Annotated in this window: 10 protein-coding genes; 4 read left to right on the plus strand and 6 right to left on the minus strand. The window is 58.7% G+C overall.

From position 1 onward, the window contains the following. Window positions 1–70 precede the first annotated feature (70 nt). From gatC to gatB, 3 genes are read left to right on the plus strand one after another with little or no spacing between them, the layout of a single operon-like run. Complete coding sequence (gene gatC, locus GRI44_RS01365; protein WP_160599555.1) at window positions 71–373, plus strand: Asp-tRNA(Asn)/Glu-tRNA(Gln) amidotransferase subunit GatC; 303 nt, start codon at window positions 71–73, stop codon at window positions 371–373. Beyond that, complete coding sequence (gatA, locus tag GRI44_RS01370) at window positions 373–1,857, plus strand: Asp-tRNA(Asn)/Glu-tRNA(Gln) amidotransferase subunit GatA (protein ID WP_160599557.1); 1,485 nt, start codon at window positions 373–375, stop codon at window positions 1,855–1,857. The genes gatC and gatA overlap by 1 nt, the downstream gene beginning before the upstream one ends. After that, window positions 1,854–3,353 (plus strand): Asp-tRNA(Asn)/Glu-tRNA(Gln) amidotransferase subunit GatB, encoded by a 1,500-nt coding sequence (gene gatB, locus GRI44_RS01375; RefSeq protein ID WP_160599559.1) that lies wholly within the window; start codon window positions 1,854–1,856, stop codon window positions 3,351–3,353. The genes gatA and gatB overlap by 4 nt, the downstream gene beginning before the upstream one ends. A gap of 61 nt (window positions 3,354–3,414) precedes the next feature. On the opposite strand, the gene GRI44_RS01380 is transcribed toward gatB, so the two are convergent. From GRI44_RS01380 to GRI44_RS01400, 5 genes are all read right to left on the minus strand, one after another. Next, window positions 3,415–4,044 (minus strand): hypothetical protein, encoded by a 630-nt coding sequence (locus tag GRI44_RS01380; RefSeq protein WP_160599561.1) that lies wholly within the window; start codon window positions 4,042–4,044, stop codon window positions 3,415–3,417. A 42-nt stretch (window positions 4,045–4,086) separates the two neighbouring features. After that, entirely contained in the window at window positions 4,087–4,836 is a 750-nt protein-coding gene (locus GRI44_RS01385) for a hypothetical protein (protein ID WP_160599563.1), read from the minus strand. A gap of 183 nt (window positions 4,837–5,019) precedes the next feature. Then, the gene (locus tag GRI44_RS01390; RefSeq protein WP_160599565.1) at window positions 5,020–5,325 is read right to left on the minus strand and encodes a hypothetical protein; all 306 of its coding nucleotides are present in this window, start codon (window positions 5,323–5,325) and stop codon (window positions 5,020–5,022) included. A gap of 31 nt (window positions 5,326–5,356) precedes the next feature. After that, on the minus strand, window positions 5,357–8,266 hold the full coding sequence (locus GRI44_RS01395; RefSeq protein WP_160599567.1) for a M16 family metallopeptidase: 2,910 nt from the start codon (window positions 8,264–8,266) through the stop codon (window positions 5,357–5,359). Between the two features lie 30 nt (window positions 8,267–8,296). After that, entirely contained in the window at window positions 8,297–10,495 is a 2,199-nt protein-coding gene (locus GRI44_RS01400) for an acylase (RefSeq protein ID WP_160599569.1), read from the minus strand. Between the two features lie 285 nt (window positions 10,496–10,780). Between GRI44_RS01400 and clpB the strand changes: the two genes are divergently transcribed. Continuing rightward, window positions 10,781–13,360, plus strand: coding sequence for an ATP-dependent chaperone ClpB (gene clpB, locus GRI44_RS01405; protein ID WP_160599571.1), 2,580 nt, complete (start codon window positions 10,781–10,783; stop codon window positions 13,358–13,360). A gap of 77 nt (window positions 13,361–13,437) precedes the next feature. Here the strand turns inward: clpB and GRI44_RS01410 are convergent, their stop codons facing one another. Then, entirely contained in the window at window positions 13,438–16,455 is a 3,018-nt protein-coding gene (locus GRI44_RS01410; RefSeq protein WP_232842943.1) for a TonB-dependent receptor domain-containing protein, read from the minus strand. Window positions 16,456–16,844: the final 389 nt, after the last annotated feature.

A 16,844-nucleotide genomic window follows, 5' to 3' on the forward strand; every position in this document is an offset into this window, starting at 1 on the left:
AGGTGTAAAACGCACCGCTCCACGCATCTGCCGCTTGAAGCGGCGCGCTGCCAAGGCTAACGCGCGTTGCATGTCTGTAGATAAACAAACCGTCGCGAAAATCGCTTCGCTTGCACGCATCAGGATGGATGATGACGAGCTTGAGCGCATGGTGCCCGAGCTTAACAACATCCTCGCCTGGGTGGAGCAATTGGGCGAAGTCGATTGTAGCGGCGTCGAACCGATGACTGCGGTCATTCCCAACACCCTGCGCCTGCGCGCCGATGTGGTCGATGCCGACCCGCTGACCGGCGGCGGCATCCGCGACAAGGTTCTGGCCAATGCGCCTGCGCCCGAACACGGGTTCTTTGGCGTGCCCAAGGTGATTGAATAATGACTGATCTGACTGAACTGGGCGTTGCCGCCATCCGCGACGGGGTTGCCAAGGGTGATTTTACTGCCCGCGAAGTGGCAGAAGCCTTTAACGCCAATGTCGCGGCTGCATCCGCACTGAACGCCTTCATCGTCACCACGCCGGAAAAGGCGCTGGAAGCAGCAGGCGCAGTCGATGCTGACCGCGCTGCGGGCAAGGCGCTGGGCAGCATGGCCGGAGTGCCCATTGGCATGAAGGACCTGTTTGCCACGCAAGGCGTGCAGACCACGGCTGCCAGCCACATTCTTGGCGGCTTCGTCCCGCCTTACGAAAGCACCGTGTCCAGCAATCTGTGGGCGGCTGGTGCAGGGATGCTGGGCAAGCTTAATCTTGACCAGTTCGCGATGGGATCGTCCAACGAGACGTCCTATTTCGGCAATGTGATTTCGCCGTGGCGCAGCCGCGACAGCAATGCAGAGCTTGCACCCGGCGGTTCGTCGGGCGGCAGTTCCACGGCAGTGTCCGCACGGCTGGCACCTGCCGCCACCGGCACCGATACTGGCGGTTCCATCCGCCAGCCCGCAGCCTTTACCGGCATCACGGGCGTAAAACCCACCTATGGCCGGTGCAGCCGCTGGGGCGTTGTAGCCTTTGCGTCCAGCCTGGATCAGGCAGGGCCGATGGCGCGCGATATCCGTGACTGCGCCATCATGCTGGGCGCTATGGCCGGTTTTGATCCAAAGGATTCGACCAGTCTCGATATGCCGGTGCCGGATTGGGAGGCGGCGCTGAACGCCGATCTCAAGGGTAAGAAAGTTGGCATCCCGCGCGAATACCGCATGGACGGTATGGATGCCGAAATCGAGGCAAGCTGGGAACAGGGCAAGGCGTGGCTGCGCGATGCAGGCGCTGAAATCGTCGATATCAGCCTGCCGCACACCAAATATGCGCTGCCAGCCTATTACATCATCGCGCCCGCAGAAGCGTCGAGCAACCTCGCGCGCTATGATGGCGTGCGTTATGGCCTGCGCGATCTGCCGGAAGGGGCCGGCTTGCAGGATATGTATGCCGCCACCCGCGCAGCAGGATTTGGCGATGAAGTGAAGCGCCGCGTGCTGATTGGCACCTATGTGCTCAGCGCCGGTTTCTACGATGCCTATTACACACAGGCCCAGAAAGTGCGGACCCTGATTGCGCGCGATTTTGCCGAAGCGTTCGAACAATGCGATGTGATCCTGGCGCCGACGACTCCATCGGCGGCTTTCCCGCTGGGCGACAAGTCTGACGATCCGCTGTCGATGTATCTGAACGATGTGTTCGCCGTGCCAGCCAGCCTGGCCGGCCTCCCGGCATTGTCTGTCCCTGCCGGGCTGACGCAAAGCGGCCTGCCGCTGGGCCTGCAGATCATCGGCAAGGCTTTTGACGAACAGGGCGTGATGAACGCCGGTCTTGCGATCGAACAGCGGGCGAATTTCAGCGCCAAACCAGACAGGTGGTGGGCATGAGCGATTACCGTATCCAGGGTGAAACCGGCGAATGGGAGGTCGTGATCGGCCTCGAAGTGCATGCCCAGGTGACGTCCCATTCCAAGCTGTTTTCCGGCGCGTCGACCACTTTTGGTGCAGAGCCAAATGCGCAGGTCAGCCTGATTGATGCCGCAATGCCGGGAATGTTGCCTGTGCCTAATGCGGAATGTATCCGGCAGGCGGTGCGCACCGGCATGGCGATAGAAGCGCAGATCAACAAGTTCTCGCGGTTTGACCGGAAGAATTATTTCTACGCCGATTTGCCGCAGGGCTACCAGATCAGCCAGCTTTACCATCCCATCGTGGGCGAAGGCTCGCTGGTGATTGAAGCGGATGAAAAGGCCGGTATTCCCCAGCCCAAGACCATCGGGATCGAACGGATCCATGTGGAACAGGATGCGGGCAAGCTGATGCATGACCAGCATCCGACCATGTCCTATGTCGATCTCAATCGCTGCGGCGTGGCGCTGATGGAAATCGTTTCCATGCCGCATATGACCTCGCCTGCAGAGGCAGGGGCTTACGTCCGCAAGCTGCGTTCCATTCTGCGCTATGTCGGATCATGCGATGGCAATATGGAAGAAGGCTCCATGCGCGCTGACGTCAACGTCTCGGTCCGCAAGGTAGGCGCTGCTGAACTGGGCACGCGCACCGAAACGAAGAACGTCAATTCCGTGCGCTTCGTAATGGCCGTGATCGAGCAGGAAGCCCGCCGTCAGGTGGATCTGATCGAAGAAGGCGGCACCGTGGTGCAGGAAACCCGCCTTTACGATCCGGACAAGAACGAAACCCGGTCCATGCGCAGCAAGGAAGATGCGCATGATTATCGCTATTTCCCGGATCCTGACCTGCTGCCGCTGGAACTGGACGATGCATTTCTTGAAGAATGCCGTGCCAGCCTGCCGGAACTGCCCGATGCCAAGCGTGCGCGCTATACCGGCGAGTTGGGTCTGACGGATTACAATGCAGCCCAGCTTACCGCCGAAGTGGAGACATTCGCCCGTTTCGAAACGCTGCTGGCTGCAACTGCCAGCCAGCTTGACAAGTCAGGCGCCGATGTGGCGACGCAGGTTGCCAACTGGACCCTGTCAGTCGCGCCTGGCGTGCTGAAGTCGCTCGGCGATGAAGCGCAGATGGAATTTAATACCGCCGCTGCCAATGCCGCGATTTTGAAACTGGTGGACGCTGGAACAGTGTCGGGCGGACAGGCCAAGGAAATCTACGAAATCGTCCTCAGGACCGGGCGCGAGCCGGACGAGATTGCCGAGACCGAAGGCCTGAAACAGCAGAGCGATACCGGCGCAATCGAGGCCGAGATCGACAAGGTGCTGGAAGCCAATCCTGACAAGGTCGCTGAATATCGCGGCGGCAAGGATAAGCTGTTCGGCTTCTTCGTCGGCCAGACGATGAAGGCGATGCAGGGCAAGGCCAACCCGCAGGTGATCAATGAATTGCTGAAAGCGAAGCTGGGTTAAGCCCTCGCTGGCGTTACAGGAATTAAGGGCGGCTTCGTTAGCGCGAAGCCGCCCTTTTCATTCAGATGGCAGCGGAATATTCGAGGAAGTTCTTGGTGAAGGCTTCCAGCAGATCGGCTTCGGCCGCCTCTGTTTCATCCGTGGTTTTGGGCGGGAAATGGGACAGGCCATTACCGCCGCGTCCCTTGACCATGTTGGTTTCGGTCTTTCCGGTGCGGAAATCCTTGAAAATGAAACGGTTATTGAGCGAGCGGCCGTAAATCGCTTTCTTTTGATACAGGTTCTGCGTGACCAGCAGTTCTGCATAGCAAGGCGCAGCCGAAGATGTGAGGCGGGCTTTTTCCTTGGTGGAAATCTTGCGGTCTTCAATCGGCGCTTCAAAGGTTACGGTCGTCCCTGCGGGCAGTTTCAACTCTGATACCAGGTCGATTGTGCCAAGCGCGGCAATCTGGAATTTCGGGCCCAGCGCTTCTTTCAGATAATCCGTCTCGCTGATGTTACGATCCTTGTTCGCGGCAGCATCCGCAATTGCGCCGACGATACCGAAGCCGGAAAGAAGCGATGTTGTCTGCGCCTGACCTTCGAGGGTCGGAAAGACATGCAGTTCGCAGGCGGTTTCAGCGCCGGTAGTGGCCGCGCCGGCAATATCCTGGCCAAGCGCAGGTGCGGCGGCCAGGGCCGTACCAGCCATTACAATGCCGATACCGGCAAGGGACGTGTGTATTTTCATATATTACCTTTCGGTGGTTGGTGTTGTGATGAGGTCTGATGTCGGGATGCTGGCCGATGGTTCGAGGCTGCCTGATGGTGCGTCATCTGAAGCCGCCGCGGTTGCCGAAATTTCAGGCGCTGCGGCGTTGAACCCGCCTGCCAGCGAGTAAGTAATCGCCTCGCCAGTCCGGGCCTTCAATTCCCGCCCCTTGGGGATGTAGCCATCCTTGCCGCGGATGAAGCCGGAAAACACACCCACTGCGAACCAAGTGGCCGCCGTTGCGCCGTTCTGGTTTCGCCCTTCTTCGCGGTATCGGCCATCGAGGGAGACCTGCCTACCATCGAGATCGAGATGGCGGAGGGAGATGGCGATAATGCCAGCCTTGCCAAAGCCGCCATTGCCGGTGACGAACGTCACTTCGCCTTCGCCTGTGGTGCCCTTGGGGATGGCGACAGTCGCGCCATCGGTCACATCATGCAGCACGGTAACCCCGAAGCGGTCCCCTACCTTGCTCAGCTCGGTGGAGACATCATCGTTCATCATGACGAATACCGGCGTAAGTGCAGGTAGGGTTGCTGTCGGGCCAGCGTCCGGTTCAGCGTGCAATTCAGCGTGCGCGTCACTGGCAAATGGTTCTGGCGAACTATCGTCAGACAGCTCTGGCGAAGCAGGCTGCGGTGCAGCGTCCTGATCAGCTTTGGCAATAGCGATGGTAGAACTGCATAGCAGCAGCAGTGCCGCTGAAGCGCGGCAAATTCTGGCGTGAGCCATATCCCCCCCTGGATAATTTCAGGAAGTGAAATATTTTGCGATTGCGGGAATGTCTAGATAATTTTCGCTTCTATCGCAGCAGGATCCCACGATTTTTCTGCTGGAGGGGCTGGCGCGCTGCGGCCGCAAAAAAGGGTGCCAGAATTGCTTCTGGCACCCTTGTAATTGTTAAGCCGAAAAAGTTCAGCCCTTGCGTTCGCCAGTCATGGGCATGGAGCCGAATGCGCCTGCGTTCACGTTGCCGACCAGCTGGTCGCCGTCGATCGTCGCATCGCAATCCAGCGTCATCGGCATGGGCACGGTCATGTTCATTTTCCAGGTCAGCTTGTTGCCGTCAATCTGGCCATTTTCGACTTCCATGGACCCCATTGCACCAGCATTGGTGCCGGTGAAAGTCTTGCCATCATCGCCTGGCACCACGGTAAAAGTGCTTTTCTGGTCGCCCATCGGGCTCTTGGTCACGCACTCATATGTTCCTGCTACAGACATTCGTTTTCTCCTGTTGGGTGATGTGTGCAATTCAGTCGTCAGCGGTGTTGCTGTCAACCGGCATAATGATTTCAACGGGCAAGTTGATCCCCGCCAATTGCGGTTCAACGACAGACCGGTCACCGACTATGACGAATGTCAGGTCTTTTGAGCCAAGGTTTGCCCGTGCGGCATTATCCAGCGCCGTAGCGTCGAGCGACCTGTAGCGGCTGGCCAGCGTGCTGTAGTAATTGTCGGGCCGGCCAAGGCGCTGGTTGGCAAGAATGGCACCGAGCACTTGCGCGTTTGTTTCAAAGCGATTGGGAAGACCGCGAATATTGCCGTCCGTTACCCGGTTCAATTCCTGCGAATCGACCGGCTTGCCAGATGGAAAGGCGTCCAGTTCTTCGATCAGCAGCCTGATGGCATCGCCCGTGCGGTCAGATTGCACCGGCGCGGTCATGGCGAAGCTGCGCGGGCCGACTGGCGCCGTAATCATGCTGCGGACCCCGTAGCTCCAACCCTTGTCCTCACGCAGGTTCATGTTGAGGCGGGACAGGAAGCCATCGCCCAGCACTTCATTGGCCAGTTCCAGTGCTTCTGTATCGCCGTCGCGTCCGGTCATCGGCAGTACGCGTCCGGCCATGATGACAGATTGCGGTGAATTGGGCCGATCAATCAGCACTATGCGCGGGCGGGGGGCGGGGATGGCCGCATCCCGAGCCTTGACCGGGGCCGCCATGCGGTTGTCCCGCCATTGGCCAAATGCGCCATCCAGCAGCGGCAGCAGGCGTTCCATCGTCACATCACCCACCACAGTGATCGACGCCATGCTGGGGCGCAACCATTTGCCATGGGCCGCGCGCAATGATTGCGATGTGGTTGCCGCCAGCGACGCGCGATCACCCAACCCGTCAGACGACTGGCCATACGGCGTATCGGGGCCAAACAGGATGGGCGCCATTGCCCGGCTGGCAAGGCCGCGCGGTGATGCCAGAACCTGCGACAAGGCCGCCAGACGCTGATCGCGTACCCGGGCAACGTCGGCTTCGGCAAAGGCCGGGTTGCGCACCACATCGGCCATCAGGTCGAGCGATGGCGCGAGATTGGCCGACAGGGCGGACAAGGTGATAGAGGATGTGTCGAGCGATGCGCTAGCCGAAACAGATGCCCCGAGGCGTTCCTGTTCCTCTGCGATCTCGATTGCGCTGCGGCTGGTTGTGCCTTCTTCCAGCAACGCCAGCATGGTTGACTGGGTGCCGGGTGTATCCAGCGCGTCAGCCGCAATGCCGGCATCGAAATTCAGGCTGACCAGCACTTTTGGCACAGCAGTTCTGCGGGCCAGCGCCACTGTAATACCATTGGTCAACTGGGCGCGTTCGACCGTCGGGAAATCAAGATCTGCCACGGGCGCAACGGGCGGAAATGCGCGGGCCGGGCCGGTTTTCAGCGCAGGCGGGGCGGCCTTGGCATCGGGCGCCGGGGGCGCGGCGGTATCTTCATCGCCCCAGCCGCCCATGGTGGCGCCATCTTCGGTGCGTTCGCCCGGAACGATTGCCAGGCTATAGGCAGGGCGCGTCAGCCAGCGGCTCATGGCTGATTGCACCTGCGCCGGGGTCAGCGCCGCCAGCAGTTGCAGATCCGTCTTATATTGCGCCGGGTTGCCCGCATATAGCAGCCCTTCTGCCAGAGTTGCGCCTTTGCCGGAAAATCCGCCGACCTGTTCCAGCGCGCCGATCTGGGTGGAGACACCCTGCGTGGCGGCGCGGCGCAATTCGTCTGCCGTGGGGCCGGTCTTGATGAAATCGGCGATAATTTCATCCAGCCGGGCTTCGGCACGCCCGCGGTCCACGCCGGGCTTCACATCCATGGTCGCGGCAAGCACGGAAAGCTGTTCCTGCCGCCACGCAAATGCGCTGACCGATACGGCCAGCTGTTCTTCGCGCACCAGAATATTATCCAGCCGCGAACTGGCAAGACCGCCCAGAACGCTCATTCCGGCATCAAGTGCGACAGAATCAGGATCGGTCAGGGCAGGGCCGCTCCAGCTGCGGAAAATGCGGGTGACGGGCACCTGATCGGTCATTTCCCGGCTGACCGGCTGCGGCAATGTAACGGGCGCAGCTGGCTTCTGGACAACTTCCGGTCCGCGCGGGATTGCGCCAAACCAGCGCTGCACCATCGGGCGCGCGGTGTCGGCATCAATATCGCCGCTCAGGGCCAAGACAACGTTGTTTGGTCCGTAATTATCGATGAACCATGCGCGCACATCGGCGATGCTGGCAGCGTCAAGATCTGCCATCGAACCTATGGTGGAATGGCGATAGGGGTGGCCGACCGGAAACAGCCCATCCTGAAGTGCGTAAAAAGCCAGCCCATAAGGCTGGTTGTCGCCCTGACGTTTCTCATTCTGAACCACGCCGCGCTGCTTATCCAGCTTGTCCTGTGTGACAGCGCCGAGCAAATGGCCCATCCGGTCACTTTCCATGAACAAGGCAAGGTCTAACGCGCCTGTTGGCACCGTTTCCACGTAATTGGTCCGGTCTGCATCCGTGCTGCCGTTGGTGGAAGTGGACCCGGCACCTTCCAGCGGGATGTCGAAATTCTCGACATTCTCGCTGCCGCCAAACATCAGATGTTCGAACAGATGGGCAAAGCCGGTCCGTCCGCGCGGTTCGTGCTTGGCGCCGACGCGGTAATAGACTGTCACCCCGACAATAGGGGCCTTGCGGTCTGTATGGACGATCGTGGTGAGGCCGTTTTCCAGGGTGAACGTCTGGTAGGGAATGTCCACCGCCGCCACCAGCTGTGCCAGCGATGCAGGTTGCGCTGCATCGGCAGCGGGCTGCTGGCCAGCCGAGATTTGGCCAGCCGGGATTTGTGCAACGCGGTTCTGTGCCAGAGGCGCGGCACAGGCAGTCAGGCTGACGCCCAGAAGAGCCGAAATCATGATATTACGCATGCGAAAAACCTGTCAGTTGATGGAGTGGTATCAGCGGTTGGAAACGACTGTCCGGCTTGCCGTGTTGGCCAGCACATCTGCCCGCCAGAAATGGACAGGTTTCAGCTTGTGTTCGACAAACAGCCGAGCCTGATCGGCAAAATGCGCACTATCCGCCCGTGTGGTGGCCGCGCCATATGGCATGATCGACTGGGACTGCACCTTTTGGCCCGGCCCCCATTCCATGAACATCAGGAAACTGTCGCCATGGCGCACGGACAGGCGCCCATCATCATCCACATCCCACAAGGTGGAGGCGCGCAGCGTATCGCTGCCCCCATCCAGCGGCAGGTCAACATCGCCCTGCCGCAACCGCAGCAGATCGGCCATGGGCGGATCAATCCGGCCGAAATGGGTCTGGAGATGAACCACCGCGTCCTGCAATGCAGCGCGCGGTGCAGGTTCCGGCTTGTTCTGATATTCCGCGCTCATGAAAGGGCGGATCATCAGCAGCGCCAGCGCATCTGCACGGCCGACATTATCAGACGTCAGATCCCACTGGCCCAGCAATGTCTGCGCCTTTGCAAGGTCTGGCGCATCGGCCAGATCGAGCGCGGCAACGCCGTCCAGCATCCGCGCAACATAACCCTCCCGTTCATAGGCCGTGTCATATTTGATGCGTTCCAGCGTGGCGCGGTCAATCTTGCCCGCAGCAGCCATCAGCTTGGCCGCCCGTGCAGCGCGGTTGGTGGTTTTCAATTCCACACCCATTTCCGGTGCGAAGTCGGCTGGGGACAGGTCACTGCCTGGGCCGGCGGCAGAAAAGGGCGAATTATTCGCGTTGAATAGCCAGCCCGATGCCGGGTTCACGATTTGAGGGATGTCATCAAAGCTGACCGGACCATCCCAAATAAGGGAACTGTCATTGCCGGGCAGCACATTGCGCCAGTCAGGCCCCACTTTACGGTCCGGCATGGCGGCATTGTAGAAATATCCGATATTGCCTTCGCGGTCGGCATAGATGAAGTTGGTCGAAGGAATATCCATTCGCGCCAGAATGGCCTGCCATTCGGCGAAATTCTTGGCCTTGTTCAGCCGGTAATAGGCATCAAGCTGGCCCAGATTGTCGATCCCGCCGTAACGGAAGGCATAAGCGCCGCTGTCATTGATGATGACCGGGCCATGCCGGCTGCGATAGACGGTTCTGGGCACGGGCAGCACCAGCGGGCCAAGTTTGACCGGCAGGGTGAAGCTGGTTTCTTCCAGCGGCAGCCATTTGCCATCCAGCCGGTAGCGCGTTCCACTGGCGTCCATTTCCAGCTTGTAAATATCGACCATGTCGGGCCGGTTGACCGTATTGGTCCAGCCGAGGTTTTCATTATGACCGAGGAAAGGAAAGGGGCTGCCGGGGAAATTGGCCCCTGCAAAATGCCAGCCTTCGCCGCTTTCGACCACCAGTTCGTACCATGCCACGCCGCCGCGCCATGGCTGGTGGCTGTTGGACACCAGCCGGGTCACCCCGTCGCCTGATTTTTCCGGCGCAATTGCAAAGGCATTGGACCCTGACATGGCTGCTTCTTCGCCCGACGGAAGCGGACCGGGGTTGCCAAGCGGCGCTTCGGCAGCAGCCGTGACATTGGGCGCATTGGCGGGTTGCGGGCCGATTGCCGGCCCAAATTCCGGTGCCAACGGTGTGTTGGAAACCAGCGGTTCGATGACATTGTTTAGCCCAAAGAAGAACGGCTGGCGCAGCGCAAATCCCGCGGCGACATCCTCGCCATTGACGGGGAAAAGATTGTCCAGCTTCACTTCGCCCGGATGGTCAGCCGCAAAACTGTTGAGGCCGGATGCATAGGCATCGAACAGCGCGCGCGTATCGGCCGGCAAGCCCTTGAACTGGCGCTGCGCTGTGCCGCGCGCGTCCAGCAGATGATAGACATAGTCAACTGCTGCGCCTTCTTCGCCGGCAACCGCGCCATACCGGCCCCGGCTCATCGCGATAACATCCTGCAGAGTAAAAAAGTCATCCTGGGCATGGGCAACAGCGATGCCATAGGCGGCATCTGCGTCGGTCTTGCCGTAAATATGGGGGACACCAAATTCATCGCGGATGATTTCAGCGGTATAGATGCGCGGTGCAGGCGCTTCGCCCGGCTCCGCCACCAGCGGTTCCCACACCATCAGGCCGATCAACGATACAATCAGCAGGCCAAGCGTTGCCCAGCCCAGACGGGCCACCCATTTTTTCATCCGGTAATCCTCTCGGCTAACGGACTAGCTTCCTTTGGCAACGGCGTGAAGTGCCAAAGGGTTAGGGCGGCAGGTTGGAGGGGCTGGATAGGCCCGCGACGCAAGACCGCGTGGTCGCTGCCGAAAATTGATCTGGATCAATGGTAAATCACGATTTTGGCTGCATGATCTTGTGACGGCGATAACATCACCCCTATATATCACTAACACACCTATGGTGGTGGCAGTTCTTGTGTTGCGGTGATGCCACACCATATCCGGCAGGACTATTTTTAGGGATTTCTCATGAACCTGGAAAAATTTACCGATCGCGCCAAGGGCTTCCTTCAGTCTGCCCAGACTGTTGCCATCAGAAACAACCATCAGCGCATCAGCCCGTCCCATCTGCTCAAAGCCCTGCTGGAAGACGAAGAAGGCATGGCCGCTGGTCTGATCCAGCGTTCCGGCGGCGACCCGAAGATTGCGGTGACCGAAGTCGACGCGCAACTGGCGAAAATTCCCGCCGTGTCGGGCGGCGGCGCGCAGCAAACGCCGGGGCTTGATAATGACACGGTGCGCTTGCTCGATCAGGCAGAGCAGATCGCGGAAAAAGCGGGCGATTCCTATGTTACCGTGGAACGGTTGCTGGTCGCGCTGGCGCTGGCCACCACCACCGATGCGGGCAAGGCGCTGAAAGCTGCCAATGTGAATGCGCCCGCGCTCAACAAGGCCATCAATGATCTGCGCGGCGGGCGAACGGCCGATAGTGCCAGCGCGGAAAACGCCTATGACGCGATGAAGAAATATGCCCGCGATCTGACGCAGGCTGCGCGTGACGGCAAGCTGGATCCAGTGATTGGCCGCGACGAGGAAATCCGCCGGACAGTGCAGATCCTCGCCCGCCGGACCAAGAACAACCCGGCGCTGATTGGCGAACCGGGAACGGGCAAGACCGCCATTGCCGAAGGGTTGGCCCTGCGCATTGCAAATGGCGATGTGCCGGACAGCCTGAATGGCCGCACGCTGATGTCGCTCGACATGGGCGCGTTGATTGCCGGCGCCAAATATCGCGGTGAATTCGAAGAACGGCTGAAAGCGGTGCTGGATGAAGTGAAGGGCGCTGATGGCCAGATCATCCTGTTTATTGACGAAATGCACACTCTCATCGGGGCAGGCGCGTCTGAAGGATCGATGGACGCCAGCAATTTGCTGAAACCGGCACTGTCGCGCGGCGAATTGCATTGCATCGGCGCGACTACGCTGGATGAATATCAGAAATATGTTGAAAAAGACCCGGCGTTGCAGCGCCGGTTCCAGCCCGTCTATATCGAAGAACCCAGCGTGGAAGATACGATTTCCATCCTGCGCGGGATCAAGGATAAATACGAACTGCACCACGGCGTGCGGATTGCCGATGGCGCCCTGGTGGCAGCGGCCCAATTGTCCAACCGCTATATCTCCAACCGTTTTCTGCCGGACAAGGCCATCGACCTGATGGACGAAGCGGCCAGCCGGATCCGCATGGAAGTGGAATCCAAGCCCGAAGAAATCGAAGGGCTGGACCGCCGTATCATCCAGCTCAAGATCGAGGAATCCGCGCTTGGCAAGGAAAAGGACGATGCCTCGAAAGACCGGCTGGTGGCCTTGCGCGAAGAACTGGCCAATCTGGAACAGCAATCATCTGAGCTGACCACGCGCTGGCAGAACGAGCGCGACAAGATTGCTGCTGAAGGCAAGATCAAGGAACAGCTTGACCACGCCCGGCTGGAGCTGGAACAAGCCCAGCGCGAAGGCGATCTGGCAAAGGCGGGCGAGCTTTCCTACGGCAGCATACCGCAGCTGGAAAAGGCGCTGGCCGAAGCTGAAGGCAGCAATGAAAACGCCATGCTGCGGGAAGAAGTCACCGAAGATGACATTGCCGCTGTCGTCAGCAAATGGACCGGCGTGCCGGTCGACCGGATGATGCAGGGCGAACGCGACAAACTGTTGAAAATGGAACAGGTCATCGGCAAGCGGGTGATTGGCCAGGAACAGGCGGTTAACGCTGTGTCCAAGGCTGTTCGCCGTGCGCGGGCAGGGTTGCAAGACCCGAACCGGCCATTGGGTTCATTCCTGTTCCTCGGCCCCACCGGTGTCGGCAAGACCGAACTGACCAAGGCGCTGGCGGAATTCCTGTTCGATGATGATACTGCGATGGTGCGTATCGACATGAGCGAATTTATGGAAAAACACGCTGTCGCCCGCCTGATCGGCGCGCCTCCGGGCTATGTCGGTTATGAAGAAGGCGGTGTGCTGACCGAAGCCGTGCGGCGCAGGCCCTATCAGGTGGTGCTGTTCGACGAGGTGGAAAAAGCCCATAATGACGTGTTCAATGTGCTGCTTCAGGTGCTCGACGACGGGCGCCTGACCGATGGGCAGGGCAGGGTGGTGGACTTTTCCAACACGCTGATCATCCTGACATCCAACCTCGGCAGCCAGTATCTGACCAATCTTGAGGAAGGCCAGAAGGTCGAGGAAGTGGAACCGCAGGTAATGGACGTGGTGCGCGGCCATTTCAGGCCAGAGTTCCTGAACCGCCTGGACGAAATCATCCTGTTCCACCGTCTGGGGCAGGAACATATGGCCCCGATTGTCGATATTCAGGTCCTGCGGGTGCAGAAGCTGCTCAAAGACCGGAAAATCATGCTGGACCTGACAGATGAAGCGCGCCGGTGGCTTGGCCGGGTTGGCTATGACCCTGTCTATGGAGCAAGGCCGCTCAAACGCGCGGTGCAGCGCTATTTGCAGGATCCGCTGGCAGAGAAGCTGCTGGCAGGCGAAGTCCCCGATGGCAGCAACGTCCACATCGACGAAGGGGATGGGGAGTTGAAGATGGTCATCACCTGACCATTACCTTCTAATTCTTCGCCACCAACAAAAAGGGCCCCGGTTTCCCGGGGCCCTTTCTTGTTTGGCTCTCTTGATCAGAAAGAGAAGTTGGCATTCGCAAAGAATGTCCGGCCACGATAATCATAGCCAGAGTACAATGGCGCGTTCCCAACCGTGCTGAACCCAACCGCAGTAATCTGCGGAGGAGCAGTGTTGAGGAGATTGCGTACACCCATTGTGAATTCAAAATTATCTACGTCAAACTGAACCGAAGCAGAGTGAAGGAAATAATCGTTGGTTTCGAGGTAGAAAGAGTCGCGGTAAGATTGAACCAGATCTGGATCAATAGTGCCGGTCTGCTCGTCAAACGCGAAGAAGTCATACGTCTTGTTGCGATCGCCGTCAGTCCAGTCAAGACCATAACGGAACGTTACGTTTTCGAGCCCGAAGGTGAGATCGAAATTACCAACCCAGTCAGGCTGCGTAACGATACCATTTGCGTCGCTCAGGAACTCTTCCGGGAACAGACGCGACGATTGCTCGGTGTACTTTGTGACATTCGCGTTCAACACCATGCGGCCACCGAAGATGTCACGTGAATAGCGGGCATTTGCTTCAAAGCCCTTCACGATGTCTTCCGAGAGGTTCACGTAGCTGCTGACCACTTCCAGACGCTGGTTTGGATCACGCGTTACGAACCGGCAGAAACCTGCGTTAGGATCGAAATTCGGATCGCTGTAGCAGCGGCTAAGAATGGTTCCGCCAGCAAGATCTGACACGCCGTTGCTTACCTTGATGTCAAAGTAATCAAGCGAAGCCGAGAACCTGCCGATGGCTTCGGGCAGTGGTGGGCTCACCACAACACCGACGGACCAGTTCTTCGAAGTTTCTGCGGCCAATCCTGCTTCTGCGCCACCAACGCGGAATACGCTGATGCCACTTGTCTGAACGAAACCGACAGGGATACCGATGGATGCACAATTGCGCGCGGTAATCTGTTCGGTTGGTGACTGCGCACCTGCAGCAGGAAGGTCGTCACATGGGTCAGAGCCAGAGCCAAGGAAACCGCTTGTTGCGCCCAGGAACTGTTCAGCCAACGCTGGCGCACGGTAAGATGTGCCATAGCTGCCGCGGAATGCGACCCCACGAATGGGCTCCCACTCGCCGCCGATCTTGTATGTGACGTCCGAGCCGTAAGATGCGTAGTCGGTGTAACGAACCGAACCAGTAGCATTCAAACGGTAGAAGAACGGCACATCTGCAAGGATCGGGACGAAGAGTTCGCCGAAGACTTCTTTGACGTTATCACTGCCAACCGTTGGAGTACCGGCAGTCAGGCCATAGAGATTGCCATTGATCGAATTCGGATCTGGCTGATCGTTGATGCTTTGCTTGCGATATTCAACACCCAGCGCCAGCTGGGCAGTACCACCAGGCATTTCAAAGAGTGGACCATCGATGTTGAATGCAAAGGTCGTTTCACGGAACTGGGTTTCACCAACCGTATTCACGACGATATAGTCACGGAATGCCTGCGGAAGGTTACCGCCGATGACAGCAGCGCTAAGTGCTGGCGCAGCAACGCAATTTGGATTGATTGCCTGTGTTGCGCAGCTGAACGTGCCGTTAGCATTTTGGACCACGTCCAAGGACGAAGCCAGACGGTCGGTCAGGAATGATTCAATAGCATAAGAGCCGTCATTCCAGGACTTGCCGACATATGCATCATAACGCCAGTCAGAGAGGAAGAAGTCCCCGCGGATGCCGCCAGAAGCACGAACGTAGTCAACCTGCTGTTCGGATTCTGTCAGGCCGTAGCCGATGAAAGCCCGCGCTGCGACAATCTTGCCGTTGGAGGTCGTGTTCGGGTTAAGGAAACGGCCATCGCGCAAGCTGGCAGGAAGCAATGGGCTGCCGGTTACGTAATCAAGCGACAGCTGGCGATAAAGAGGTGACGACGAGTTGCGACGGGTGCCGAGCAGCTCAGCGTAGATCTCCGCATTGCCGAGCGAACCGAGCTCGTAATTGGCCGACACATAACCGGTATAGATTTCAGCTGCCGTAATCAGCGGCTCTTCTTCCTGGATCGGATCGAAAGTGTCACGACTGTAAAAGTCTACACCCTGGAAGCCAGGGAACGGTCCGGCTGTCTGGCCTGGTGCTGGCACGAAGCGGTTGAAGCGGCCAATAGCACCCGTTGTACGGCTCACGGCATCGCGTGTTGGCGCGCCGAGAGTATTGATGGTGACGCCGCCATTATCGAGCGTGAAGCATGGCGAGCCGTCAAAGCCAACAGAATCGCCGGAGCCAAATTCGCTGCCTTCTCCATCGAGAAAACCGCCAACTGGGCAATCGAAGAAGGATACATCGTTACGGGCCAGCTTGTTGCGCTTGCGATATTCAACCGAGCCAATCACGCTGAGACGATCAGCCTGGAACCCGAAAGATGCGGCAACACGCGAATCGACGCCAGCGCCCACTTCAGGGACGTTTACCTGCATATCGATATTCAGGCCGCGCAGTTTCTGATCGGTGAGAATATTGACAACGCCGGCAATCGCGTCCGAACCGTAGATGGATGAGGAGCCGGCTTTCAGCACTTCGATCCGGTCAATAATGGCCGTTGGCAGCACGTTAAGGTCGGCGGCGAGAACTGAACCGCGCGTACCGCCTGGAGCGAGGCGGCGACCGTTCAGCAGAACAAGAGTTCTGGATGGTCCGAGGCCGCGAAGACCCAGAGTGTTGGCACCGGTGCCGCCGTCGGTAACGAAACCGCCGTAAGCATTGTTAATCTGGCCTGCGCCCTGCGTGACAGCATTGCTCTGCAATGCGTCAGTCGCGCTGTTGAAGCCAGCCTGCGTGATTTCTTCTGCGCTAATGACCGTAATAGGCTCAGCGGTCGTGTATTCGTCACGACGGATACGCGAACCGGTTACAACAATCGCGCCGCTGGTTGCGGGATCTTCAACGACGGTAGTGGTTTGCGTTTCTTCATCGGTGGCATCCTGCGCGTAGGCAGGCGCAGCAAATGCTGCAAACGACAGAGCAGCGAGGCCAGCGCCTGCAAACAGGCGCCCTTTGCCATTGCTCATCATGGTGAAAGTCTTTTTCATCTAAGGTCCAGTCCCTCTTGATGGCCGGCGCGACCCGGCATCAGTTCTTTTCGATTACAGAAACATATATCGTTGCGCCGAATGCGCGATGATATTGTTATTCCATCGAATGAGGGACCAGCAGTGTCGTCGCAATTGAAATTAAATGAGTCGCCGGACTTTGTGGAGCGTATGTTGCGCACAAGCCACAGTCGTGTGCGTCACCGAAATATCCGGTTACGACATCGCCTCTCACCATACTGCGGCTGGTGCAGTCTCTCCTTGCTTTGATCTGCGACAGTTCGGACGAATTTCCCCCCTTCGTCCGCACATGGAACAATTTGCCCATTCCTATGCTGGCCGTAGACTCCGCTCTTTGCTGCTTTTGACAAGCGTCTTGCCGATGATCA

Source organism: Allopontixanthobacter confluentis (assembly GCF_009827615.1).
Classification (GTDB): Bacteria; Pseudomonadota; Alphaproteobacteria; order Sphingomonadales; family Sphingomonadaceae; genus Allopontixanthobacter; species Allopontixanthobacter confluentis.